This is a genomic window from Staphylococcus pseudoxylosus, assembly GCF_044794325.1.
Taxonomy (GTDB): domain Bacteria; phylum Bacillota; class Bacilli; order Staphylococcales; family Staphylococcaceae; genus Staphylococcus; species Staphylococcus pseudoxylosus.
The window spans coordinates 173,346-199,356 of record NZ_CP085024.1 but is presented as its reverse complement, the minus strand read 5'-3'; the positions used below and the strand labels follow the sequence as shown (position 1 = coordinate 199,356).

The 26,011-nt window shown below is 33.0% G+C and carries 23 protein-coding genes and 1 riboswitch; of the genes, 11 read left to right on the top strand and 12 right to left on the bottom strand.

All coding sequences use genetic code 11. The annotated features are described in order from the left end of the window. Positions 1-63: 63 nt before the first annotated feature. The gene (locus LG295_RS00915) at positions 64-630 is read right to left on the bottom strand and encodes an ANTAR domain-containing response regulator (protein ID WP_107530886.1); all 567 of its coding nucleotides are present in this window, start codon (positions 628-630) and stop codon (positions 64-66) included. 1 nt (position 631) lies between these two features. After that, entirely contained in the window at positions 632-2,062 is a 1,431-nt protein-coding gene (locus LG295_RS00910) for a sensor histidine kinase (RefSeq protein WP_404476161.1), read from the bottom strand. A 296-nt stretch (positions 2,063-2,358) separates the two neighbouring features. Between LG295_RS00910 and LG295_RS00905 the strand changes: the two genes are divergently transcribed. From LG295_RS00905 to LG295_RS00875, 7 genes are all read left to right on the top strand, one after another. Then, the gene (locus LG295_RS00905; protein WP_404476159.1) at positions 2,359-4,479 is read left to right on the top strand and encodes a BglG family transcription antiterminator; all 2,121 of its coding nucleotides are present in this window, start codon (positions 2,359-2,361) and stop codon (positions 4,477-4,479) included. A gap of 19 nt (positions 4,480-4,498) precedes the next feature. Continuing rightward, on the top strand, positions 4,499-4,966 hold the full coding sequence (locus LG295_RS00900) for a PTS sugar transporter subunit IIA (protein WP_107530889.1): 468 nt from the start codon (positions 4,499-4,501) through the stop codon (positions 4,964-4,966). 75 nt (positions 4,967-5,041) lie between these two features. Further along, complete coding sequence (locus LG295_RS00895) at positions 5,042-5,320, top strand: PTS sugar transporter subunit IIB (protein ID WP_017724017.1); 279 nt, start codon at positions 5,042-5,044, stop codon at positions 5,318-5,320. Between the two features lie 128 nt (positions 5,321-5,448). Then, a complete protein-coding gene (locus LG295_RS00890) occupies positions 5,449-6,708 on the top strand; it encodes a PTS galactitol transporter subunit IIC (protein ID WP_107530890.1) in 1,260 nt (419 codons plus the stop codon). 20 nt (positions 6,709-6,728) lie between these two features. Continuing rightward, on the top strand, positions 6,729-7,760 hold the full coding sequence (locus tag LG295_RS00885) for a zinc-binding dehydrogenase (RefSeq protein WP_404476157.1): 1,032 nt from the start codon (positions 6,729-6,731) through the stop codon (positions 7,758-7,760). A 51-nt stretch (positions 7,761-7,811) separates the two neighbouring features. After that, positions 7,812-7,967: a hypothetical protein gene (locus tag LG295_RS00880; protein WP_199193395.1), complete on the top strand. Its 156-nt coding sequence runs from the start codon at positions 7,812-7,814 to the stop codon at positions 7,965-7,967. 36 nt (positions 7,968-8,003) lie between these two features. Beyond that, positions 8,004-9,041, top strand: a complete 1,038-nt coding sequence (locus LG295_RS00875; protein WP_404476155.1) for a galactitol-1-phosphate 5-dehydrogenase — start codon at positions 8,004-8,006, stop codon at positions 9,039-9,041. A gap of 194 nt (positions 9,042-9,235) precedes the next feature. On the opposite strand, the gene LG295_RS00870 is transcribed toward LG295_RS00875, so the two are convergent. After that, positions 9,236-10,075: a YitT family protein gene (locus LG295_RS00870; RefSeq protein WP_017724022.1), complete on the bottom strand. Its 840-nt coding sequence runs from the start codon at positions 10,073-10,075 to the stop codon at positions 9,236-9,238. A 332-nt stretch (positions 10,076-10,407) separates the two neighbouring features. Beyond that, positions 10,408-11,172: a 2,4-dienoyl-CoA reductase gene (gene fadH, locus LG295_RS00865; protein WP_107530893.1), complete on the bottom strand. Its 765-nt coding sequence runs from the start codon at positions 11,170-11,172 to the stop codon at positions 10,408-10,410. A 271-nt stretch (positions 11,173-11,443) separates the two neighbouring features. On the opposite strand from fadH, the gene LG295_RS00860 reads away from it, so the two are divergent. The 3 genes from LG295_RS00860 to LG295_RS00850 all read left to right on the top strand — a co-directional run bounded on the left by LG295_RS00860 (position 11,444) and on the right by LG295_RS00850 (position 13,392). After that, entirely contained in the window at positions 11,444-11,746 is a 303-nt protein-coding gene (locus LG295_RS00860) for a PadR family transcriptional regulator (RefSeq protein ID WP_107530894.1), read from the top strand. A 19-nt stretch (positions 11,747-11,765) separates the two neighbouring features. Continuing rightward, positions 11,766-12,920, top strand: a complete 1,155-nt coding sequence (gene chrA, locus LG295_RS00855) for a chromate efflux transporter (RefSeq protein ID WP_404476154.1) — start codon at positions 11,766-11,768, stop codon at positions 12,918-12,920. Positions 12,921-13,039: 119 nt separating this feature from the next. Further along, positions 13,040-13,149, top strand: a riboswitch (SAM riboswitch). 69 nt (positions 13,150-13,218) lie between these two features. Next, positions 13,219-13,392, top strand: a complete 174-nt coding sequence (locus LG295_RS00850) for a hypothetical protein (protein ID WP_172592885.1) — start codon at positions 13,219-13,221, stop codon at positions 13,390-13,392. A gap of 176 nt (positions 13,393-13,568) precedes the next feature. Here the strand turns inward: LG295_RS00850 and LG295_RS00845 are convergent, their stop codons facing one another. The 3 genes from LG295_RS00845 to LG295_RS00835 form a co-directional block, all read right to left on the bottom strand. Beyond that, positions 13,569-15,056 (bottom strand): DUF6056 family protein, encoded by a 1,488-nt coding sequence (locus tag LG295_RS00845; protein WP_107557533.1) that lies wholly within the window; start codon positions 15,054-15,056, stop codon positions 13,569-13,571. Between the two features lies 1 nt (position 15,057). Further along, on the bottom strand, positions 15,058-16,005 hold the full coding sequence (locus LG295_RS00840; RefSeq protein ID WP_404476153.1) for a glycosyltransferase family 2 protein: 948 nt from the start codon (positions 16,003-16,005) through the stop codon (positions 15,058-15,060). Positions 16,006-16,624: 619 nt separating this feature from the next. Beyond that, positions 16,625-17,884, bottom strand: a complete 1,260-nt coding sequence (locus tag LG295_RS00835) for a putative glycoside hydrolase (protein WP_404476151.1) — start codon at positions 17,882-17,884, stop codon at positions 16,625-16,627. A gap of 364 nt (positions 17,885-18,248) precedes the next feature. Between LG295_RS00835 and LG295_RS00830 the strand changes: the two genes are divergently transcribed. Continuing rightward, entirely contained in the window at positions 18,249-18,857 is a 609-nt protein-coding gene (locus tag LG295_RS00830; RefSeq protein ID WP_318832513.1) for an N-acetyltransferase, read from the top strand. A gap of 118 nt (positions 18,858-18,975) precedes the next feature. Here the strand turns inward: LG295_RS00830 and LG295_RS00825 are convergent, their stop codons facing one another. The 5 genes from LG295_RS00825 to LG295_RS00805 all read right to left on the bottom strand — a co-directional run bounded on the left by LG295_RS00825 (position 18,976) and on the right by LG295_RS00805 (position 25,888). Further along, a complete protein-coding gene (locus LG295_RS00825) occupies positions 18,976-20,685 on the bottom strand; it encodes an ABC-ATPase domain-containing protein (RefSeq protein WP_404476149.1) in 1,710 nt (569 codons plus the stop codon). A gap of 376 nt (positions 20,686-21,061) precedes the next feature. Then, complete coding sequence (locus LG295_RS00820) at positions 21,062-21,415, bottom strand: hypothetical protein (RefSeq protein WP_326025382.1); 354 nt, start codon at positions 21,413-21,415, stop codon at positions 21,062-21,064. Between the two features lie 500 nt (positions 21,416-21,915). Beyond that, positions 21,916-23,130, bottom strand: coding sequence for an MFS transporter (locus LG295_RS00815; protein WP_107530105.1), 1,215 nt, complete (start codon positions 23,128-23,130; stop codon positions 21,916-21,918). 360 nt (positions 23,131-23,490) lie between these two features. Then, the gene (speB, locus tag LG295_RS00810; protein ID WP_404476147.1) at positions 23,491-24,465 is read right to left on the bottom strand and encodes an agmatinase; all 975 of its coding nucleotides are present in this window, start codon (positions 24,463-24,465) and stop codon (positions 23,491-23,493) included. Positions 24,466-24,496: 31 nt separating this feature from the next. Further along, positions 24,497-25,888 carry an MFS transporter gene (locus tag LG295_RS00805; RefSeq protein WP_241959655.1) on the bottom strand — a complete coding sequence of 464 codons (1,392 nt, stop codon included), beginning with the start codon at positions 25,886-25,888 and terminating at the stop codon, positions 24,497-24,499. Positions 25,889-26,011 lie beyond the last annotated feature (123 nt).

Sequence of the window (26,011 nt, the reverse complement as noted above, 5' to 3'; positions counted from 1 at the left end):
CAAAAAAGTGCCTATTTGATTAATTCAAATAAGCACCTTTGCTTTTTATATTCACTTGTTTTGTTATCTCAATTTTTCTATGATTTTAGAAGCTTCAATTTCAATACCCACTTGCTTATCCATACTCTTTCGCCTGAGTTTCTGATAAGCTGCTTCTTCTGTTAAATTTAATCGCTTCATCAATATGCCTTTTGCTTTTTCAACAAGTTTCCTATCATTCATTTGTTTTTTAGTGTTATCCACTTCAAATCTTAATTCAGCAATATTTTGAGCTTGCCTCATTGCAATCTCAACAGCTGGTAATAATTGTGCTTCGGAAATAGGTTTCACAATATAGCCCACTATATTCGCTTGTTTCGCCTCTTCTACATATTCACAATGACTATATGCAGTCAGTAGCAATATGGGAATATTGTATTTTTTCGAAATGATTTTGCTTGCTTTTAAACCATCCATTTTCGGCATTTTAATGTCCATAATGATTAAATCGGGTCGAAACTTATCAGTAGCTTCTAATGCTTTTTCTCCATTACCGACTTCAGCAACTACATTATAATTCGCAGCTTCCAACATTTCTACGATATCCATCCTAACGATTGACTCGTCTTCAACAACTATAATAGATGTCATTTTAATTCTCCCCTTTGTATTGAAACGTTACTCTCGCGTTCGTTCCAACACTGTTACGTTCAATTTTAAAAGCCCCATCTAAGTCATTTTCCGTAATTGTGTTTACTATTTTCAAACCAAATGATTGTTTGAATTCACACGCAGCCTTTCCCGTGTCTTGTACATTTAAATTAATTAATTCAGATTGAGCATTATAAGATAGACAAACTGTTATTACCCCTTCTGCTTGTCCATTAAATGCATGTGTTAAGCAATTCGTTATAAGTTCATTGGCAATTAGTGCGATAGACACTGCTATATTTGAAACTAAATGGATATTCTCATCAGTTTGATAATTAATATGTATCATTTTATTAGGTGATTCGTTATAAACTATCATATTCCCAATTTTTTTAATTAATTTATCAATATTTACAGAATCTGTGGATGATTCATCTAGTATAACTTCGTAGACAGAAGCGATACTTAAAATTCTATTTAGGCTTTCTTGGAAATACTTTTCACTTCCATTGGGTAATCCTCGCCTCATCTGTAAACGCAATAAACTGGCAACAGTCTGTAAATTATTTTTCACACGATGATGAATTTCACCTATAGCAACGGATTTAGATATTAACGCCCGTTCTTTTTCTTTTAAATCTGTAATATCTTTTAACAGAATTAAATGACCGGTCATCACGCCATCTTCAAGCAACTGTATACATTTAATTTGAAAATAATGCCCTTGTAGCGCTCGCTCTTCAATTGTAATAATTCGTCCATCTGTAAGCATATTTTCGATAGATGGAAACAATTCTATGAAATTCAGCCCTGCTTCACAGTCCAAGTGTAAAAGTTCACTTACCATTGCTTCTCCTGCCAAATTAAAGTACCGGATATTCAACTCATTATCTAAATCAAACAAGCTTTCTTCAATCATGTCCGGTACAAAAATGGGATTACTTTCTGAATTCGATACCAAATCACTTAAAGTACTAGTTGCTTGCGTTAGTGCTTTTAATCTTTTTTCTTCCATAATTTTATTACTGACATCTATTTCCATTATTAGAATGCCAATAATTTCATTAGCTAATTTAATTGGTGTAGCGCTCTGCTCTACTACTTTACCCTCCTGTGAAATTGCTCGATGTTGTGCAAATTCACTACCTGAAAGCACTTCGAATACAGCAGGCTCAAACTTTTCATAAACATTAGCTTCTATTACAGAGCCTTGATACAAGCTTTTACAATTCACCGGAACTGCTTCTGCAACAACAATAACTTCACCATGCGCTTCTATTGGACAATCAATAAAAACATTTGCCTGATTCAAATTAGCAATCATTTGTAATTGTCCTGATACCTCTGAAATCTTATTTATTGCTGCCTCTGACAACATTGTCCTTGCTTTACATCTTATGCTTACTTCATCGATATGCATCATTCCAAACATATTTATGTGAATATTTAGATTTTTATATTCATATACTATTATGAAATTTTGTCAAAAATATGTCAATTCAAAACGCAATAATTCAAAATTTTATAGTAATTTCACACTATAGCGCTAAATATGATTTAAAGCTATTATTAAATCTCGCTCTCCCTTTTCATAAATACAAAAAAACGCTTTATATGTTTATTGATTTCATAATCTAATAAAAAATCTTAGAACAATGATGTTCATTGAATATTGCAACGTTTATCACAATGATGTACATAAAATGAAATTGGATTTGTGTCTGATGAATGTACAACTCTTTGATCCTATGTGCTAAATTAGAGTCAACAACAAGGGAGGGATTCAATATACAAACAGAAAACTTTAGCGTCATTACAGAATTGATTAAAAACCCTAAGCTTAAAGGCAAAGATCTCGAATTAATGTTCAATATATCTCGTAGACAACTTGGCTATAGAATACAAAAAATCAATACATGGTTAACCGAACAAAATTTACCTACGATAGAGCGTACTAGCCAAGGCTTCTTCATCGTTGATGACGCAATTAAGCATTTTCTTAATGTATATATTGAACCTTTACCACAGGAAAATGAGCAAGTATATACTGCTTGTCAGCGCGCGCATCTCATTTTACTGATGTTGTTTAAAGAAGATGAAGTGTTATCGTTAAATCACTTTTCTATCGATTTAAAAATTAGTAAGAACACTGTATTAAACGATTTAAAGCAATTAAAATCACTACTAGAACCATATAATATTATGCTGAAATACTCGCGACAGAAAGGCTATCATTTAAAAGGTAATGAATTTGAAATCAGAAAACTTTTGACTAACTTAATTGATAAAGCATATACGCTAAACATTTTAAACCATGATGTTTTTGGTATTTTAGGCTTACGCAAAGAAAAACTTCAAATAATAGATATACAAATTAATAAAATCGAACAGTATTTACAAAACAATTTTATAGACCAAAGTACACAAACGTTACGTTATAAACTCTATTTTATTATTAGAAGAATTCAACATAACAAAATTGTCTCACCCTTTTCTATTGGCTATGATGATCTTTCGGACACTGAGGAATATCGAGCAACAGAAATACTCACTACAAATTACGCTGATATACCTCGACAAGAAAAATTGTTTATAACATTACAACTTTTATCAACAAGTGTGCAATGGTCAGAACTAGATGATTCAACATTTTTACCAGAATTAAATGTAGCACTTCAGTCTATGCTTGATCAATTTGAAAAAATCACTTTCATCACATTTAAAGAGCGTGAAACATTACTTAATCAATTAATGTTTCATATGAAACCAGCTTTTTACAGAATTAGATATCAATTATCTGACGTCGAAAGTTTACAGAATACTCTGAAAGATGATTATAAAGAATTGTTTCACCTTGTAAAACTTTCTTCTAAACCAATGGAAAAAATATTACAACAACCTCTGCCCGATAATGAAATTGCATACTTAACCATTATTATCGGTGGCATTTTAAGAAGACAAGATGAAGACATTGATAAAAAAGTGAAAGCAGTTGTTGTCTGTACACAAGGAACATCAATTTCTCAATTAATGTTGCAAGAACTACGAAGTGTATTTCCTGAATTTATATTTTTAGATGCGTTATCACTTCGCGAGTTTAACCATTATATACTCGACTTTGATGTGGTTTTCTCACCAATGCACATCATGACAAATAAGAGATTGTATATCACTAAAACGATATTAACTGCTAAAGAAAAACATCATCTACGCCAACACGTATTCGGACAACTTAACAACACATTTGATACTGACATACACGCTCAAAAAATGTTAGCAATGATACGTGAACACGCTGATATTCATAATGAGGACAGCTTATTAAATGAGATTAAACAACAGTTCGATGAAATTCATGCCTATACATCAATCGAATCATCTTCAATATCATTGGATTATCACTTAAATTTGCAAGATTTGCTACCTATCAATCATATTCAATTAATCTCACACGTTAAAAATATAGAAGAGGCCATACGAATAGCTGCTAAACCTCTTTATAACCAAAGCTATATAGATGCTAATTACATTGATTCTATGATTCAATATTTTGACGCAACGTATATGGTTATTAACCAAAATATCGCAATACCACATGCAGAAAACGAACAAAATGTGAATCGTACGTCTATGAGTATGTTGGTATTAGACGAACCATTAACACTAAAAACAGGACTCGATGTAAACGTGTTTGTGATTATAGCAGCTACAGATAAATTCAAACATTTAAGACCTCTACTACAATTACGGGACTTGGCTCAAGACGCCGAAATGGTACAAAACATTATACAAACGGATTCAAAATCACAAGTGTTCGAAGTCATTAAACACTTTTCAATAATAGAGTAAAACAAAGGGGTTGAGCCATATGGAAAATTTAAAATTGGATACATCTAACATCATTATTGGTTTAGAGGCAACCACAAAAGAAGAGGCATTAAGTCAATTAGCCAAACGCATGTACAACAATGGTTACGTCAAATCTTCTTATGAAAATGCAGTTATTGAAAGAGAAGCATCTTTTGCTACAGGCTTACCTACAGTGTATTGTTCGGTAGCCATTCCACACACAGACATTCAACACGTTAATTCAAAATCTATCGGCGTGGCTGTACTTAAAGAAACCGTACCTTTTGTGGTTATGGGAGAGCTTGAAGCAACAACAGATGTAAAATTAATTTTCATGCTCGCAATGGATAAAGAAGATACACAATTATCATTACTTCAAAAATTAATGGGGATTTTTCAAAACAATCAGATACTTGAAGCCATTGCAACTTCAACAAACAGTACTCACATCGTAGATATTATCGAACATGAAATTAGAGAAGCATAAACAGTTTTTTGGAATCATGAAACTTTGAAGCAATATATCTTAAATATACAAATCAAAAATTAGGAGGAATTTATTATGAAACAAGTATTAGTAGCATGTGGTGCAGGTATTGCAACATCAACGGTAGTGAACAGTGCAATTGAAGAAATGGCGAAAGAACACAACATCAAAGTAGATTTAAAACAAATAAAAATTTCTGAGGTAGGCTCGTATGTTGATACAGCAGACTTATTAGTTACAACTGCTATGACACAAAAAGAATACGACTTTCCTGTTATTAATGCACGTAACTTTTTAACTGGTATTGGGGTTGAAGATACTAAAAAAGAAATTTTAGATGCATTACAAAGCTAATGAACCATTTATTAAAATAATCATACGAACTGTTGGGATAAATGCCGAAACAATTTTTTTATAGTTATAGCAAAGTGACATCTTAATTTATACCAATAGTACTTTATATAAAGAGGATGGTGTAAGGGATGAGTGGATTTGTAGATTTTATTCAAGCTTTTTTAGATTTAGGGGCAACAGTTATACTTCCTATCGTTATATTCCTATTAGGATTATTCTTTAGGCAAAAAGTGGGCGCAGCATTCAGGTCAGGTCTGACAATTGGTGTTGCATTCGTTGGGATTTTCTTAGTTATTGACTTACTAGTTAACAACCTTGGCCCTGCTGCTCAAGCCATGGTTAAAAACTTAGGGGTTAGTTTAAATGTCATTGATGTGGGTTGGCCAGCAACGTCTTCTATTGCATGGGCCTCTACAATTGCTGCATTTATTATTCCTTTAGGCATTGTCGTTAACATCGCAATGTTATTAACAAAAACAACACGTACTATGAACGTAGATATCTGGAATTTCTGGCACTATACCTTTATGGGGGCCATGGTTTATGCAATATCTGGCAGTATTTGGCAATCTTTAATAGCCGCTGCAGTATTCCAAATTGTTTGTCTAAAAGTGGCTGATTGGACTGCACCAATGATGAGTGAATTTTATGACTTACCTGGGGTGTCTATTGCAACAGGTAGTACCATTTCATATGCTCCAGGTATTTTTTTAGTAAAAGGATTGCAAAAAGTACCTGTAATTAAAAACTTAAATGCAGATCCTGAAACGATTCAAAAAAGATTCGGTGCATTTGGTGAATCTATATTCGTCGGTCTAGTACTCGGTTTAGCAATTGGTTTATTAGCTGGCTACAACGCTGGTGACGTAATAAATCTTGGTATGTCAATGGCTGCAGTTATGGTGTTGATGCCTCGTATGGTTAAGATTTTGATGGAAGGTTTAATGCCTGTTTCAGAATCCGCACGTACATGGTTAAATAAACGTTTTGGTGATCGCGAAATCTACATTGGCTTAGATGCTGCTGTTGCATTAGGACATCCAGCAGTTATCGCAACCGCTTTAATTTTAGTACCTATCACCGTATTGTTAGCTGTTATTTTGCCTGGTAACCAAGTGCTACCTTTTGGTGACTTAGCAACCATTCCGTTTATTGTCGCTTTTATTGTAGGTGCTGCTCGAGGAAACATTATACACTCAGTTATTGTTGGCACAATCATGATTGCAATTTCCTTATATATCGCAACTGATGTTGCACCGATATTCACAAGTATGGCAGAAGGTACAAATGTAAAAATGCCATCTGGTTCATCGCAAATTTCAAGTATAGACCAAGGCGGTAACATCTTAAACTATATTATATTCAAATTCTTTGGCTTATTTAATTAACTTATAGGAGCTGACTACACATGAAAGCACTCGTCAAAACTAAAGCAGGTTTTGGAAACCTAGAATTATTAGATACAGAAACGCCTTCACCGAATGAAGATGAAATAAAAATAAAAGTCCATTATGCAGGCATTTGTGGTACAGATATTCACACATATGAAGGACATTATAAAGTGAATTTCCCTGTAATACTAGGGCATGAATTCTCGGGAGAAGTTGTAGACGTCGGTACAAATATTACAAATTTTAACATTGGGGATCGTGTTACTTCCGAAACAACATACTACATTTGTGGGGAATGTGACTATTGTCAAAACGGTGATTATAACTTATGTAATCATCGTAAAGGCTTGGGTACTCAACAAAATGGTGGTTTCACGCAATACTTAGTTACTCCAGCAACTAGCGTCCATCGCATACCCGACAATGTTTCTTACAAAGCTGCTGCGATGACTGAACCATTAGCCTGCGCGCACCATGCCGTCTCTAAAATTAACATCCAACCTGAAGATGTTGTCGTTGTTATTGGCCCTGGTCCTATTGGACTGTTAGTCGCTCAAGTTGTTAAAAGTAAAGGCGCTAAAGTTATCATCACCGGATTGAATAATGATCAAGCAAGACTAAATAAAGCAAATGAACTTAACTTAGATCATGTAGTTAATATTCAAAATACTGATTTAAAATCATATGTAAATAAAGTCACTAATGATTATGGTGCAAATGTCGTATTGGAATGTTCTGGCGCAATACCTGCCGCCAAACAAGGATTAGATATTTTACGTAAAAAAGGACAATATGTTCAAGTTGGTATCTTTAAAGATAGCGAAATCCCTTTCAATTTAGAGCAAATAGTTCAAAAGGAATTACGCATTGTAGGTACTAGAAGCCAAAAACCAGCAGATTGGGAACCTTCTTTACAACTACTAAGCTGTGGTGAAGTCAACGCAGAATCTCTTATTACAAACGAACTTGATATTACACAATGGACAGAAGGATACGACCATATAAAAAGTGGTGAAGGTATCAAAGTATTGCTTCGCCCTATCGAATAATTCTCAAAATAGCCATCGTTAATATACAAACGATAAAAGGAGCGTAAAAATATGGTAGAACTAATGTTGGATTTCATGCTTGGACCCTTGAGAAATATTACAGATTTATATATGAACAACTTACTATATGCGAATACTATCGTCATTGTCGGTTACTTTGTCGCTAAATTTTTAAAAAAGAGAAAAACAACTCCTGAGCAAGGTTAATTCATTTCATATTTACAAGTTAAGAGGTGACAACATTTGAAAGCTTTAAACTTATATGGCATTGAAGATTTAAGATATGAAGAAACAACACCACCTGAAATTGACAACAGCAATGATGTTATTATCAAAGTAGTGGCAACAGGAATTTGCGGTTCCGACAATTCGCGTTATAAAAAATTAGGACCTTACCAAGCAGGTACACCATTTGGCCATGAGTTCTCAGGTACTGTTCATAGTATAGGGAATGATGTAAAACATTTATCTGTTGGTGATGCCGTGACAGGGTGCCCTGCGATTGTATGCCACAACTGTGAACAATGTGAAAAAGGTGCGTATTCTAGATGTGAAAATTTATATGTCATAGGTTCTTATGAAGCAGGATGTTTTGCAGAATACGTTAAACTCCCAGCTCATAACGTCTTAAAGTTACCTAATAATGTAGATTTTGATACGGCCGCTATGGTTGAACCATCTGCAGTGGTAGCACATGGGTTTTATAGAACCACTATGAAACCCGGTGCGACTGTGGCTGTCATCGGTTGTGGAAGTATTGGATTACTAGCCTTACAATGGGCTAAAATATTTGGTGCTGCTAAGACTATTGCTATAGATATAGACCCCAACAAACTAGAAGTTGCTAAAACACTTGGTGTTGATGATACAATTAATTCTAAAGAGAAAAATTTAAATGAAGTTATTAAAAACCTCCCGTATAACATAGATGTAGCCGTTGAATCTGCCGGATCACCATATACTATAGGGCAAGTCTTAACATTACCGTCTAAAGGCGGAGAAGTCTTACTACTTGGTATACCTTATTCAGATATTGAAATCAATCGCGAACATTTTGAAAAGATATTACGTAATGAGCTCAATGTGATTGGTTCTTGGAATGGCTTATCTGCGCCATTTCCTGGTGAAGAATGGCATGCATCACTACATTATATGTCTACTGGGAAAATTAAAGTACATGCTATGATTTCAGATTATCTAGATTTAGCACAAGGTCCTGCGACATTTGATGCAATCGTAAATAACAAGAAGCATTTTAATAAGATTATGTTCCATCCATAATTAATATATTAATTTCAGCTATAAAGAGACCTATGTCAATAGGTTCATTTATAGCTATTTTTAAATTTAAAAAGACCCGAGGCTTCAACATAAGCCACGGATCTTCAAAACATTAATGATATAATCAGTAAATAACTCTTTGAAATCACGCAATCATTTTATATAAAGTTGATTTCCTAACTACAATGCCGAATTTATTGTAGTTTCATAAATCCATTACCTAAGACGTCACGCACGTCATGGATTACTAGAAATGCGTTTTCATCATGCGCGTTAACAATTTTTTTAATTCTAGCTAATTGGTTTTGCGGTACAACGACATAAAGTACATTCGTTTCTTTACGTTCATAGCCTCCTACACCATTTAATAGTGTGGAACCTCTACCTGTTTCATTATTAATATCTAAACTGATATCTTTATTATAATCTGAAATAATCGTAATCGCTTTTTTCGGATTAAATCCTTCTATAATAAATGTCATACTTTTTTCAACAATAAAAAGCATTACAATCGTATATAATACGTTTTGGACTGGCAGTACAATTAAGAAAGATAATACAATGATTGAATCTAAAATAAACAATGCCTGTGATGTCTTCATCTCGCTATATTTATTTATAATTTTAGCAATAACAGAAGTACCACCTAATGTGCTTCGTGCAGAAATCACTAGTCCACTTCCAATTCCGATCAACACACCAGAAAACACAGTATTGATAAAATCAGATTCCAAATGCATATTAAACGATTCAGTCAGTCCTAAAAACGCTGAACTCGAAATAACTGTGATTAAAGTATAAACTGCGGTAGTTTTACTTAAATATTTCCAACCTATCACAATTAATATCATATTTATAATCAAGGAAGTGAGCGCCGGTGATAAACCTAGTGTATATTTCAAGTTTAAAGAAATACCAACTGTGCCACCTTCCCCTAAATTTGAAGCAATGACAAACGCATTGATACCTATACTAATAAGAAACGTACCTAAAATACAAAAACATATATTTTTAAAATGGATTTTATACAACATCCCCCAAACACCTCTTTTCTTAATGATTTAAAATACACACATAAATCCCTCAATGTAACATTTTCTTCCGTAAAAAATCAGACGACATAAAAAGAAACTTTCTAGTTATTGAACCAAAAAGTTTCGTAAATTAAAGCTTTTATTAATTTTTTAACACAAGTCTATATCATAGTAGAAAAAGACAATAATTTCAATTGAATAAGGTTAAATTAAAATTGTATCGGTTAACTAAATTATATTTTAGTTTTGTGTACTAATTAAAAAACTGTACGAACGATATGCTCCATTAGTTTTATGGTATATGTTCATTAGTTATTCTTGTCATGCCTTAATTAAAATGGGTTTTGATTCAACCATTGGCCACCATCCATAGTCATACATGCACCATTTATATAGCTAGCTTCTTCTGATAATAAGAACTTAGCTAAACTAGCTATTTCTTCTGGTTGTCCCATTCTACCTAACGGAACACTATCAAGCGTTTGTTGCTTAGCTTCTTCTGATAAACTAAGTTTTCCTGAACCCCCTGTATGATCAATCGGTCCTGGCGCAATTGCATTGACTGTAATACCATATTTACTGCCCCACTCTACTGCTAGTGTTCTTGTCATAGATAACACACCAGCTTTAGCACTTGCTGAATGCACCACCCCGATACCAGCTCTCCATGCATAGGTTGCTACCATATTGATAATGCGCCCTTGTTGGCCATTTTTTATCCATTCTTTACCTACAGCTTGTGTACAATACCAAGTGCCATTAAGGACAATATCTATAACAGAGTTCCAACCATTGAGGGATAGGTCTTCTGCTGGACATAGAAAATTACCTGCCGCATTATTGACCAAGCCATCGATCTTTCCATATGTTGCTATTGTTTTATCTACTGTGTATTGAACCCTTTCAGGGTCTCTCACATCCATATCTATACATAACACTTGCCCTTCAAACTTCTCTATTTCAGCTTTGGCCGCTTCTAATCGTTCTAATGATCGACCAGTAATTACCACGTTTGCACCTTCTTCGGCAAATCTTGTTGCCATTGCTTTACCCATACCACTACTACCGCCTGTCACAATAATTACTTTATCTCTCATATGCATTCTCCTTTAAATAAACGATTTAAATCAACACGTCAAATAACTATAGTAAGCGCTTACACACAATTGTACCTTACTTATCTATCATTCGTAAATATTCTTAATTATTCTTAATTCCATTTATTTAAATATATTAAAGTAACAATTATTATAAGTTTTTAAACTTTCTGTAAATCTAGTCAAAAACACCGTGATATATGCTATATTGTCCGTGATATCGAAAACCGATATCGGCTAACGTTATTATTAATTAAAGGGGCTGGATGATATCGATTCGAAATTAGAAAGACGTATGTTTCTCGGTTTTATTTATATCCATATTTTGCATCATGCTAATGAACATCCTATTTATGGCAGCTGGATGATGGATGAGTTAAGAACACATGGTTATGCAATGAGCGCTGGAACATTATATCCTCTCTTACATCGAATGGAAGATGAGTCATTACTCGTTAGTGAAAAAACTGTCGTTGCCGGTAAACAACGTAAGAACTATACAATCACGCCATTTGGTAAGAAAATGTTAGAAAAAAGCCAGCAGAAATTAAAAGAGATTGTCGGAGAAATTTAAACTTGGGAGGTTATTTGTTATGAAATATCTTGAAGTATTTCTCGTAGCCCTGAGGTTAGGCTGCACTTCATTTGGTGGTCCAACTGCTCACCTTGGCTACTTCTATGATGAATATGTAAAACGGAGGCAATGGCTGACAGAACAACAATACACCAATCTAGTTGCATTATGTCAATTTTTACCTGGGCCAGCTAGTAGTCAAGTTGGATTTGGTATTGGTATAACTAAGGCAGGGTTGATTGGCGGAGTAATTTCATTTATTGGCTTTACTCTCCCCTCAGTGATTGTACTAATGCTTTGCGCCACTTTACTGTTAGCTTATAGCAACGATTTAGGTTGGACTCACGGCCTAAAATTAGTCGCCGTTGCAATTGTATTAAATGCAATTATAGGTATGGGACAAAAATTATTACCCGATTTAAAAACAAAAATTTTAGCGTTGTTCACCTTAGTGGTAGCTATAACAGTCATTCATCCATTATCACAATTAGGTGCGTTGACTGTAGTGGCTATAGTCGGATTAGCGCTTTTTAGAGAAACAGATGAACAGAAGTCTTCGATAAAAATATTTAATATTCCTCGAATAGTAGGCGCCATCTCTCTTATACTATTTTTTAGTCTTTTATTAATTTTACCTATATTGAATTTTGTCACTCACAATTCGTGGATTAATATGATCGACAACTTTTATCGTTCCGGCGCTCTTGTGTTCGGTGGTGGACATGTTGTCTTACCTTTATTAGAACAATCATTTGTAGCAACTGATATGATTAGTGCCAATGACTTTTTATCAGGTTACGCATTAACACAAGCAGTTCCAGGACCATTATTTACATTTGCTGCATATATTGGAACCGTTATGTCTGGTGTTACAGGTGGTATCATTGCAACAATTGCTATTTTCTTACCAGCCTTTTTATTATTAGTTGGTGTTTTACCTTTTTGGGAGCATGTACAATCAAATCGCTACGCAAAATCAATGCTAAAAGCTGTCAGTGCTGGCGTAGTAGGTATTTTAATCGCAGCTTTTTATGATCCAATATTCACATCATCAGTAAACACCCATATAGATTTTGCATTTGCTGCTACATTATTTGTATTATTGGCATATTGCAAAGCACCATCTTGGTTAATTGTAATTTTAGGTTTATTGCTTGGTATCATCTTTTATTAATTATGAAGTGTATTGTTTCAATATTTGAAAGTGCATATCTCATGACCCACAGATTTCGACAATATATTTATTTGCTAATTCAATGAACATTCGTTACAATAACTTGAAATAGAATAGTTCTCTTATTAAGAGTGAGTGGAGGGACTTGGCCCTGTAAAACTCCAGCAACAGCTCAGACGAGCGATGTGCTAAATCCAACAGTTCTAATTTACGAACTGACAGATGAGAAGATGTGCGGAAGCTCTTCTTATCTAAGAAGAGCTATTTTATTTGTAAAAAAATAAAAGGTGGTAATTTTATGAAATCATTGCACGAATTATTCTCAGAACTTGAACATTGGGAAAATCATGTACCTAATAACATGATGAGTAATATAGCTAAACGAGAACATATCAAAAACTTAAAACGTGAAATCTTCGCTCGCATAGATATTCATGATTACAAAGCAATTATATTAGAAAAAGAATTATAAAATACGGCTACCTTATCTCAAGCTATATCTCTCATCAGACTTATAGCTTGATAACTAAGCGTTGTACTAACTAAGAAAAAAAGGAGTGTACAGAAATCATTTTAGCAAAATATGATTTCTGTGCACTCCCTTGTTATATTTACTTTTACTATCTATAAATGCTGCATACAAACATCCTAATTATGTTTACTACCAAAGGGCACATATTTTATTTTTGTATCTTTAGGTATACCTTCATATTTGTTAAATAATGACTGATACCTTGTGCTTGTTGGTGTAGCATGATGCAAATAATGTTCAAAAGGTAATTTTTCCATCGTATAAAATTCTTTTTTAGGATGTGCTTGTATCTCTTCTTTTAACTGTGTAATTCGTGTTTCATTTTTTTGATTAATATAGAAAAATGTCCCTAAATAAAACGTCGCACTACCAATTGCTATAACACCCACAATCTGTTTCCAAAGTTGACCAGTAATATTCAACTGTGAAAATAATATTATAAAGATTATGACAAACAAAGCAGAAACTGTATAAAAATTTCTTGGCCCTAACGGCGACACAATCACCAAAGGTGCACATACTAACAAAATAGCAGCCAGCAATAAGTATAGCGTATATTTAACCTCTTTCGGTTCAACGACTATATGAATTGCTAAAATAAATGCACTTAAAAACCATATACAAACGAATGTATTTGCTAAATTAGCAATAAGAAGTATATGAAAGTTTTGTAAGGCAAATTGTTCATAAATAAAGAAATAGTATATTGGTAAAATCAGTAATCCAGTTATAACAAATGCTTGCATCCATTTAGGACGTCTAAATAACGTAGCGTTTCTGAATAATAGTGCAATAGCAACACCAATAATCATCAAGATTATCGTCATTTGGTTAAAAACCACCCAATCAGGTAGTACTGTGGTTATTGTTGTTGTAACTTTATCAATAATGCCGGTATCACTAGATATTTTTTGATAACTATTATCTTCAAAAAATATTTTGCGATAATTGGGATTTATAAACATCAAAATTGTCCCTAGTGATGAAATAGTCAAACCTAATATAAATTTAGGATTTAACTTTCTATAAAGTAATACATGTAATACGATTGCCAAAATTAAAATCATCGTATTGAATAACGTTGTATTTTCCATAAAAAATTGTCCTACAAAACAGACACAGTAAAACAAAATATTAGTTATAGGATCTAAATTTTTTTGCTTAAATAGTATTGTTGAGATATACCAAATAATAAACAGCACGCAGAACGTCGCAGGAACATAATTATAAAATCCAGCAAACCAACCATACGTTTGCTTATATATATCACTTGGTATCGTAAGCATCAAAATAAATGCACACAAATAATAATATAAAATCTTAGCTTCATTCACAAAACGTCCAATTATCCATATAATCGAAATACTAAAAATCGCATAAGACAACCATCTAAACCAATCAAGTCTAACGGCAATAATTTCTAACATATTACCCAAATAACGTCCATTCAAATTTGTAAAGCGCTCTTGCAACATCTGAATACCATAGTGACTATACCAATCCCAATCGTCATGTGTTAATGGCGTAAACATAGCCATAAAAATATAAAAAATAAACAGTGCGGTTACTGTAAGGTACGTCTTATTTATCCTTAATAATTTCATATTATTCCACCTCTTGATCATTCAAGTTAGATTGACGAACAATATAGAGTGGACGCTGTTTCACTTCATAATAAATTCTTCCTATATACTCTCCAATCACACCTAATGACGTAAGCTGTATCCCACCTAAAAACAATACGGAGAAGATTGTTGTGAAATATCCTGGTGTAGACACACCGTAATTCAATGTGTAAATAAAGTTAAATAAAATATAGAGAAAACTCAATCCGCAAATGAAAAGGCCTAAATAAATGATGGCACGCAACGGCTTATTATTAAATGAAATCAAACCATCGATACCATAATTGAGTAATGAGCTAAATGACCATTTAGACTCTCCTTCTACCCGTGTTACGTTTTGATATTCAATGACTTTCGGTTCAAAACCAATCCACGCAAACAAGCCTTTAGAAAATCTATTGTACTCACCCATATTCACAATTTCTTTCACTGCCCGCTGGCTTAATAATCTAAAATCACCAACACCATCTTCTAGTGTGACATCCACCATTCTATTAATCATTGCATAATACAATTGTGACACACGTTTACGTGCTATGTTCTCACCTGTTCTATCCCTTTTGGCAACAATTTGATATTCGCCTTCCTTAAAGTATTGAATCATTTGGGGTATTAAGGTTGGCGGGTGTTGTAAATCACCATCTAAAATAATTAAAGCTTCCACGTCTACACTTGCCTTTAATCCTGCATACATGGCAGACTCTTTACCGAAATTTCTTGAAAATGATATGTATTTTACTGCATGATCTTGTTGCGCTAATTGTTGAATAATAGTTAAAGTGTTATCCTTGCTTCCATCATCCACAAAAAGCAATTCGTATTTATAATTATTGTTGCGACTATCTTGTTGCATGATTTCTGTTAATTCAGCATATGTTTTTTCAATAACGCTTGCCTCATTAAAACACGGAACTAAAATTCTGATCATAAAATAATGTACTCCTCATTGGTGTTTATTAATATAAAAATAACATATTGTATATTATACAACATATTAAAGAAATGATGTAGTTTTTCTAATATTATATTGTGTTTAATTTTTGGATATTCAAAAATTACATTCATTAAATGTAAAATATAGTTATATAATAGTTCCCTAAATTAATTATATATTGTGTTGTTATTTAAATTTGAAGAGTGTATTGTTTAATTATTAAATTTTTATTAAAAGGACAACTAAACCATGGTAGCTGTATATTTAAAATCTATTAGATTAAAAAATTATTTGAGACACGAAAAGCCTGTACTGTCGGGAGTAGTCTATCATTTTTCAACTCAATATATACAAAGACAGTGACCAATTTTTATTAGGTTATGTTATGCCTTTAACTGGTTATGGAAATATGTATACTATTATGGGTTTTATCATAATAATTACTGGCTTACTATACTTCTGTTTAATTGGAAATAAAAAATTAAATATATAAAAAAGGAGTAGCAGAGAAATCAAAATGTTCAACTTGATTTCAACATACTACCCCTTTATATTAATGAAACTTTAATTTAAAGTGACATGATTGTTTAAATCATATGTTCACCTTTATAAATCACTTGTCACCTTTATCTTTGTTGCTTTTTTTGTCTTTGTTATCTTTCTTTAAATCTTCTTTATTTTGGTCTAACTTTTCTTTATCTGCTTCAGGAGTATAATCTACACCTTTAGAATAATCATTACCTGCATTCCACAATAGGTACTCATTAATGCCATGATCTTTAAGTGCTTGTACTTGTGCTTCTACAGCTTTACTATCGTATTCCATATATTTACCTTCACCTAAATATCGTGCTGTAAAGTCTTGTAGCCATGGACGAGACTTCGGTTTCTTATCACCTAATTTATTTAACACAGCTGTTTCTTTATCTAAATAATGATCAACAGCTTCATAGGGTTCCTTATCTGGAGCTTCTAAAACAAAGTCACCTGGACTCCAATGTGACGGATAAATCATAGACGAGATAGCATCTGTATTTTCTGCTATTTTAGGGAAACTTTGACCGATCCCTGGTGCTTCTTCAACCATAGCAGCATAACCAAATACGTCAGCCGACACCTCTGCACCATAAGGTTTTAACGCTTTACGAGCAGTTTTTAAAAATTGTGAAATTGTGTCTACACGTTGATCAACATCACTTAACTTGCTATTTTTATAGTTTCCTTTATCATATGTCAAACTACTTTCTACATTTTCAAATGCTTCAGGGAATCTTACATAGTCATATTGAATATCTCTAAAACCTGCTTTTGCAGCTTCCTTAGACACATTTATATTATAATCCCATACCTCTTTAATGAAAGGATTAACAAATTTATCGCCACCATCACTCTCCCATATTGAACCATCTGCTTGTTTGAACGACCACTCAGGATGACTTTCTGCTAAATTCTTATCTTTAAAAGTAACGATTCTTGCAATAGGATAAATATCTTTCTCTTTCATTTTATTAAGTAATGGCTTGGCATCAACAATATCTAATGTATGTTTATCAATTTCTTTATTACTAGTGTTAAAGTTTATAGTAACGTTCCCTGAATCATCTTTAACATCTATAACCATTGCATTTAAATCACTTTCATCAATAAACTTTGTGAGTTCTTCAAATTTTTCGCCGTTTGTCGCATCAGCACTTACATAAATCCCTCTTACTCCATCTTTTGGATATTTCACATCATCACTATTTTTAGTAGATTGACTGTCCTTATTTTCTTTATTTGCTTGGTTGTCTCCATTTTTCGTACCCTCGTTTGAACATCCAGTGATTAATAATACACTCGTTAAAACTGTTGGTAAAAACCATTTCCCCTTCATTTAACATAAGCTCCTTAATATATGTATATTGCACTACTTAATTTATTCACATCCCAAGTTTAACCAATGCAAAATGTATTGTAAACTTCTTTTTAAAAATAATATAAATTAACCAATATTTATGATATTATAAAATACTTAACTCTATTTAATATGAAATAGTACGTAGCAAACCTAGTAATAATTGATCGTTGGTTTTTACAGGGTACGTAACAGTGCCGTCACACAACCCGATGGCTCACCCTCATCGAATTAAAGCACATGATCATCTTAAGTTAATAGATCTATATTTTAAATGATGCTAAATTATTTATTTATGAACATGGGTATATATTGAGAAAAATGTTTTTTAGGAGGATGACTAATGAACAATTTAAAAATCGTTCCGGCTTACCCACAATTACCAAAAGGCGCGTACTTCCACTTACTCGCTATAAATGATATGGCAAAAGTTTTATTCTATACAACAGATAAGCAAGTATTAATTCGTAATATGCATAAATTATGGAAACAACCTAGTAATCGCTTTAGTTATCAAAATACAATGGTTGCTATGATTCATGGACAACCGGCAGGTGCTATATCGTGCTTGCCATACAGAGATCTTCAGCAACAAACCTTTACGACTGTATGGCAAATTGCAAAAATTCAAAAGTTGCAGTTAGTCCCTCAATTCTTACATGCATTTAAAGATATCATCGCCCTTATAAGATTAGATGAAGGCAATACAGACGAGTATCATGTGAGTATGTTAGCAACACTTGCTCAATTCAGAGGTATGGGTGTTGGATGTGCTTTACTTGAATATGCTGAACAACTTGCGTTACACAAAGGTTATACAAAAATTTCGTTAACCGTTGAAGTTGAAAACACTACGGCTCAACGCTTATATGCTAAACAGGGCTACAAAATTATCGGACAGTCCGGGAATAATCATGCGCAAGTTTATAAGATGCGTAAAATGATTAAATAACATTATTCTTATTCATTTAAATAAAGACTAAAAATTTCAAGATTCCAAAAATCATTCGATAATTATATTTATATGAACCAAAAAAGCACCGACAACTATTTGGCGGTGTTTTTTGAGTTTATTTATTTTTCACTTTTAGTCCACGGTAACGATTAAGTGTTGCACAAAACTCTTGTTTTCTTGGTAGCGCTAAGTTACCCGGATGTCCCTCGAATGACGATATTATATCTAATCCTTGCTCTTGAATAACTGTGTATAATTTATCGACAGCTTGCGATAACGTATCCTGCTCATTTAACAAATGGCTTTGATAATAATTTATCATTACTGCTAAACACTGAGTTTGACTTGTATCTACCAATTGTTCCAAACCGGAAATATCGATAAGTTCTTTGCCATACAAAATGGCATAACGTCCTTTTACTTTGAACCGGTTGTCTTTTCCTTTTTTAGTAAAACTCGATTTTAAAGGTATCCTAGCAGGTAGATTGCCAAAATCACTATGATTTGTAGCATTTGTTGTATTATCCGGTGTTTGAGCAATCGCTTTTGCATTTTCAGTAACATCTTTTAAGACGTATTCATCCATCATTAACACCTGGTCGGCAACCTCAAAATAATCACCTGAGCCACCTACAATTAAAATAGTGGAAACACTATAATCTTCATACAGTGGTTTTACTTTACTCGCAAATGGTGTGATAGGTTCTTTTTCAGGTGCAATTAAGCGTTGCATACGGCTATCCCTAATCATAAAATTGGTAGCTGAAGTGTCTTCATCAATCAATAATAATGATGTACCTGCTTCTAATGCTTCCATAACATTCGTTGCTTGGGATGTACTCCCACTCGCATTTTCAGTGGAAAACTGATGTGTATCTTTATTTCCCGGTAAATTATTTATAAATGGGCTAATATTCACCTTCTCAATATGGCGACCATCTTCAGCTCGAATCTTCATGGCATCATGACATGTAATAACATATTCTCTACCATCTCCATCAATATGATTATAGATACCGCGCTCAAGTGCTTCCAGCACAGTCGATTTACCGTGAAAGCCTCCACCCACAATTAAGGTAATACCTTTAGGTAGCCCCATTCCAGTAACTGTCTTTCCACTTGGCATAGCCATTTGTACTTCTACATTTTTAGGACTTGTAAACGCAACTGCATTAGGTAAATGTTTATCTGATACGCCACTTTTGCGCGGTAATATCGAACCATTCGCAATAAATGAAACGAGACCCCGACGTTCAAGTTCCTTACGAATAAAAGCTTGATCTAACATTAATGTAACTTGTGTATCTAATTTCGCATGATCTATATTTTTATAGAGCAATGATTCATGTACAATGTTTGGCAGTGTTTCTATTAACGTACTTGCCGCAGCTTTCCCTAAAATTTTTCTTCCTGCTGCGGGTAAACTAATTTCAAGTCTTACTTCGATATCATGTTTATTGATTACTACAGCTGTCCGTTCTAAAATTTCTTGCCCACATTGATCTATAGTAATGTTTGATGCAGCTTTTGCATTTTGGCTGCTTTGCTTAAACGAACTTATACTTTCATTAAATGTTCGCGCTAAAAAGTCTGCTACAGCGATGATTTTATCTTTAGTGTCCAATAAATTGTTAGGGATATTTGCTATGTCTCTACTCATCACTACCCTCATTTTGGATGGAGGGGCATACGGGTCTACTTGTATATGATCTATCGCAAGTCGAAACTGTTTGAACTGATATATCCCTTTAAGGCGTTTATAAGCACCATATTTCTGTCCATCTAACGATTTCAATAATTGCGTTAACTCCGTTGCATTTTTCAATAGAAAACCTCCTAAAGTGGTTTGACGAAATTTGGAAATCCAAAATATTTTCAAGATAAGTATAAGGCAATGAAATTAATGTGTACAATAAAATTAATCTTATACTAAAACTATTTGCAATAGCATTCAAACCTACTCTTCTATTCATAATATTTTGTTAAAATAGAAAATCTTACCAAATGAAAATATGAAATTTACAGGTATCTAATAGAAGGATAGACACTTTAAGCCATCTTAAAGAGTGGCTTTTTATATTTCACAGTATATAAATCCCTCACCATATGACTTTACATATTTAAACGCTTTTCATTCACCATAAAAAAACACTTTCGCTTATTTCACCTTTAAAATGAAATCATGCGAAAGTGTTATTATTTTAATCTATTAGTATATATTTACTCGCCTCTTGTGTTTCTAAAAGCGTTAAATCTTTTGTTGCATCCATAAGCGAATCGAGTGATTTTTCAAAGTAAATTATTGTGGCTTGATATAAGCCATTACCACAATCTTGAAGTGTCGTTCTCACATTGTCTTCACCAATCAATGCGATTGCTTTTTTGGAATGCTGTATATGTGTTTCTAAAGCTTCTATTGATACAACATCACTTTTCTCAATACAAAAGTAAACCTCTTCTAGATTTATTTTTTCTATTCTTTTCAAGTAATGTGTGTTCATTGGTTGTAATTTATATTTTTCATTTTCTACATTTTCAATCGTAGATTTAAGCATAACCAAGCTCCTTGTCTGTTGTTCATTATTATCTATATTTTCACTATTTAAATCTGATATGCCATAGTTACTTTTCTATTATTAAGTCATTTGTTTTAACTTTCGCAGTACATCAATTAAGAAGTCAATGTTCTTATTGCTTTTCCTCCTCTAAATGTAAAAGTACATATCTACTCGTCAGTTTTTTAAAGTCTTAGGTTACATTACATTGTGTATTAATACACCCCGAAATACACACAATACTCAATATAGTATAAATTTATACATAAATAAAGCGAAAATGTATTATAACGAATAAATTAATTTTTGTTAAATTAAATCTATACGAATTAAAATTTTCTATTATCTTCATCAAACACATATTAATCTTCTTTTAATAATCATTTTTTAAAAAAATCTATCACTCTCATAACATTTTCAACACAAAATAAACCTCTCACTATTACAATTAGTGAGAGGCTCTCAATTATATATGAAATTGTATAATAATCCGTTATTTATTAATCAATTGTTCTATATACTTTAGAATTCATTAGAATAAACAACCAAACGACGATACTGGCTATGGCTGAAATTGCTAAAACATTAAAAATTGAAATATCCATTGTATTTAATCCTGAAATGACAACATATGAAATTGGATCAAAACCAGTCATTGCAAGGAAGATTAAACTCATCACTCTGCCTGTCACCTTTTCATCTGAAAATTCTTGAGCCATGGTAATAAAAGGAATATAAACAATTGTGTACGAGAATCCTATTAAGAATAATAATACTATTTGCCAAATTAAATCTGTTACTTGTGTAAATGCCAAGAATATTAAAAGCATAGCTAATAATGTAAATAATGTTATTTTCCCTCTTACTTTAGTTAAAGTGACGACACTAAGTAATACTGTACCAGATAACATACCTACACCTAAGCTCGATTGTAAGTAAGTTAAATTAATAGGCGTACCTCCCGAAGCTTCTACTAATATAGGTATACCTACACTTAAAGCTCCCAAACCAAAAAAGTTAGCCGTAACAAGAATAATAATGCCTGTGATTAAAAAACGAGATGATTTTACATAACGGAACCCTTCAATAATATCTTTAATTGGCGTTTCATTGGAACGTTCTGGTACTTCCGTTTCTTTGATAAAGGACGGGAAAACGAATATTGCTGATAAAAATACAAAGATTAGAGCAACGTAGAAACTTGTTGCGATTGAAAAATTTTCCATAATCATACCTGCAACAATTGGTCCAAGTATAAATGATATTTGAGTACCACCTTGGAAAAGAGAATTGGCTCTTTGAAGCTGTGCTTGTTTAACCACTTTAGGAATCAATGATGTACATGCAGGGCCAAAAAATGCATCGAGCATGCCAAATAAAGCAGCTAAAATCATTAACGGAATTAATGAAAGTTGATTATTAATAATAAGAAAATATAGAATCACCATAACGGCAGCTTCTGCAATATTTGAGTAATACATAATCGTTGTTTTCTTAAATTTATCAGCCACCATACCACTAAATGTCATCATCAGTAGTCTAGGCACCGTAGCCGATACTAATATGTAACCTAATGCCATCGACGATTGTAATTCTTTAACAGCATACCATGTAATCGTTGTTAAAATTGTACTAAATCCAATCATGGCAAAAATACCTGCTGCTAACATGAGCATGTATGTACGATTGAATATAAGCTTGTTAGATGTTGTCAATTTTATTCCTCCTATATTGCAATTAGATGTTGTCAGTTACTAGATATGTAATTCAATAGATTTTGATAATTATTTAAATTGCTCATGTATGCCTTATCTATTCTATTTCAAAAGACAAATACTATAATTACACGTTTTTTATTATTAAATTTTTTAGCATGTTATAATTATAACAAACATTATCAATATTTTATAATTTTAATTTAAGCATTCTATTCAAAATTAAAATATATGATATATTTAATGACTATTCACTTTTACACCAAAAACAAAAACACTTCCCATCGATTTGAATAGGATTAAATCGATGGGAAGTGTTTTTATTTTAATATCATATGATACAACTAATTATTGTTATATTTATCTTTCTCCTTTTAACTCTCTTTCTTTTAATACATAACTCAATAAATCCAACATAATACGTGCAGCAGTCTGACCCGTCATACCAGTTAGGTCATAAGCAGGTGCTACTTCTACTAAGTCAAACCCGACTACTTCATTATGTTTTGCTACTGCTTTTAATAACTCGTTTACTTCGTCATATAGTAAACCACCTGGTGATGGTGTACCCGTACCAGGTGCAATTGAAGGGTCAATACCATCGATATCAATTGTAATATATAATTTTTCGCCTTCTGGAATTAATGCTGCTAAATTTTCCGGGCCCTTTTCACGCATTTGTCTCGGCGACAAAATAGTTGCACCATATTCACGTGCTGCATCTACATCTTCTTTTAAACTACTACTAATGCCTCGAATACCATATTGATATATATTTTTCACATGATCCATTTCAGATAATCTTCTGATACAACTACCATGACCATATCTTTGACCAGAACGATGGTCAGCCCAGTCTAAATGCGCATCAATTTGCAACACATGGAATGGCCCTAAAGCTTCAACACCTTTTCCTGTAGCAGCTGTAATTGAATGATCTCCGCCGATAATGACTGGCATGACGCCTTTATCAACAATTTTTCGCAATGTCGCTTCAGTGTTATCGTGACTTTGCATAATATCACCATGCACGATATCCACATCACCTACATCAAATACTTTCCATTTTCGCCCTAAATAAGTGATATCATTTTCAATATCATAAGCGCCTTCCAACCCAAAGCTATATAGTGTAGAACCTTCTCTCACGCTACGCGGACCCATACGTGCCCCTGATTTCCATTGTGTTCCCATATCATTAGGCACGCCAATTACTGCCACATCTGCATTAATATCTGATAATTTTTCAATGTTATCACACACTGGATATTTACCAAATGTACAAATTCCTGTAAATGGTAAATTTAATGTCTGCTTTTCTTCTGGATTCATCATAATAAAATACCCCCGTTTATTTAAAATGTGTCTATATACAATCAGCATTCAAGGACTTTTCATACATCGTCACTATCAAAATAACAATTGATAGCATGCCAAATCCTAATGGCGTTAACATGCCAAGCGCTCCTGCCAAGTGTTCATTGTGAAACAATTCAGCAAATGAAGTATATATTGCGGTAGAAATAGCAATACCAAAGGAATAACCTAAAGAACTCGCCATCTTATAAATACCTGAACCAATACCTACTTTATCGTCACTTACATTAACCAACAACGTATCTAATGAAGGTGTTGCATACAAACCAATGCCAATACCTGCAATTAAAAAGCCAATAAACACAACGATAATGTATGGTAAATTAGATAAAAATGTTAATGCTCCAAAACTCATACCAACACTCGCTATAATAATTGAGATAAACATTGGTTTATAAGGGCCAACTTTCTGTAATAATCGCTCACCCACGCGTATCATCAGCAACAAAGCTGTAATATTGCCCAACGTCAGTAATCCTGTTTGAAAAGCCGTAAACCCTCTGCCAATCTGAATGTACGTATTCGCTACAACAATTGTGCCAGCAATGCCATTTTGTAAAAAATTGGTAAGGACAGCACCCGTAAATGGTTTAGTTTTAAATAACTCAAAATCTATAAATTGATGTTTTCTTGTTCTTTCAAAAAAAATAAATAGGATTGTTAATATGATAGATGCAATGAATAATGCAATAATAGGAAAACTTGTCCACCCCAAGTCCTGTCCTTGTGTAACAATAATATTAATAACTAATAAGATAACTACAAAAATTGAAAAGCCAATAATATCAAATTTCCCTTTATTTACTTTAGCAACTTTTGTTTCCTCTATATTTTTCAATAAAATCATCGCAACAACAGCAATCACAATTGAAAAAATAAATATCATTCGCCAATCAAAATATGTAGCGATTAATCCCCCAACAAATGTGGTTATGCCGCCACCTCCCCAAGAGCCAAATGACCAATAACTTAAGGCACGTTGACGTTCACTTTCTTGAAATGTTGTCTTAATTAATGCTAATGTAGCTGGCATTACAAGCGCTGCAGATAAACCCTGTAGTACTCTAGCAAAAATCAATAAAACAGGTTCTCTGGCCAAAATCACAAGCAATGACCCCACGATGCTAATGACTAAACCAACGTAAGTCATTTTCTTTCTCCCAAGTCTATCTGAAATACCTCCACCAACTACAATAAACAATCCACAAAATAACGATGTTAAACTTGTAGAAATATTTAAAATACCCGATGAAACATTTAGATCTTTCTGCATTGTTGGAATGATATTAATCATTGATTGTGCAAAAAGCCAAAATGTTAATATTGCCAAAACCATGCCTAAAATATACAAATCTGTTTGTCTTTTAGCTTTCATGGCAATCCCCCTTTGATTTGAAGCTTCCTTCAAATTAGTTGAAGTTTAGCACCATGATGACAATTCAGCAAATTGATTTCTGAATTTTCCGACTAATTATAAGGAGATAATTTATAAAAAAACGTTGAT

What these genes read in the sequence shown, in the direction of transcription:
- LG295_RS00915 (WP_107530886.1), bottom strand. Translation starts at nt 630, where the DNA reads ATGACATCTATTATAGTTGTTGAAGACGAGTCAATCGTTAGGATGGAT.
- LG295_RS00910 (WP_404476161.1), bottom strand. Translation starts at nt 2,062, where the DNA reads ATGTTTGGAATGATGCATATCGATGAAGTAAGCATAAGATGTAAAGCA.
- LG295_RS00905 (WP_404476159.1), top strand. Translation starts at nt 2,359, where the DNA reads ATGTACAACTCTTTGATCCTATGTGCTAAATTAGAGTCAACAACAAGG.
- LG295_RS00900 (WP_107530889.1), top strand. Translation starts at nt 4,499, where the DNA reads ATGGAAAATTTAAAATTGGATACATCTAACATCATTATTGGTTTAGAG.
- LG295_RS00895 (WP_017724017.1), top strand. Translation starts at nt 5,042, where the DNA reads ATGAAACAAGTATTAGTAGCATGTGGTGCAGGTATTGCAACATCAACG.
- LG295_RS00890 (WP_107530890.1), top strand. Translation starts at nt 5,449, where the DNA reads ATGAGTGGATTTGTAGATTTTATTCAAGCTTTTTTAGATTTAGGGGCA.
- LG295_RS00885 (WP_404476157.1), top strand. Translation starts at nt 6,729, where the DNA reads ATGAAAGCACTCGTCAAAACTAAAGCAGGTTTTGGAAACCTAGAATTA.
- LG295_RS00880 (WP_199193395.1), top strand. Translation starts at nt 7,812, where the DNA reads ATGGTAGAACTAATGTTGGATTTCATGCTTGGACCCTTGAGAAATATT.
- LG295_RS00870 (WP_017724022.1), bottom strand. Translation starts at nt 10,075, where the DNA reads ATGTTGTATAAAATCCATTTTAAAAATATATGTTTTTGTATTTTAGGT.
- fadH (WP_107530893.1), bottom strand. Translation starts at nt 11,172, where the DNA reads ATGAGAGATAAAGTAATTATTGTGACAGGCGGTAGTAGTGGTATGGGT.
- chrA (WP_404476154.1), top strand. Translation starts at nt 11,766, where the DNA reads ATGAAATATCTTGAAGTATTTCTCGTAGCCCTGAGGTTAGGCTGCACT.
- LG295_RS00850 (WP_172592885.1), top strand. Translation starts at nt 13,219, where the DNA reads ATGAAATCATTGCACGAATTATTCTCAGAACTTGAACATTGGGAAAAT.
- LG295_RS00845 (WP_107557533.1), bottom strand. Translation starts at nt 15,056, where the DNA reads ATGAAATTATTAAGGATAAATAAGACGTACCTTACAGTAACCGCACTG.
- LG295_RS00840 (WP_404476153.1), bottom strand. Translation starts at nt 16,005, where the DNA reads ATGATCAGAATTTTAGTTCCGTGTTTTAATGAGGCAAGCGTTATTGAA.
- LG295_RS00835 (WP_404476151.1), bottom strand. Translation starts at nt 17,884, where the DNA reads ATGAAGGGGAAATGGTTTTTACCAACAGTTTTAACGAGTGTATTATTA.
- LG295_RS00830 (WP_318832513.1), top strand. Translation starts at nt 18,249, where the DNA reads ATGAACAATTTAAAAATCGTTCCGGCTTACCCACAATTACCAAAAGGC.
- LG295_RS00820 (WP_326025382.1), bottom strand. Translation starts at nt 21,415, where the DNA reads ATGCTTAAATCTACGATTGAAAATGTAGAAAATGAAAAATATAAATTA.
- speB (WP_404476147.1), bottom strand. Translation starts at nt 24,465, where the DNA reads ATGATGAATCCAGAAGAAAAGCAGACATTAAATTTACCATTTACAGGA.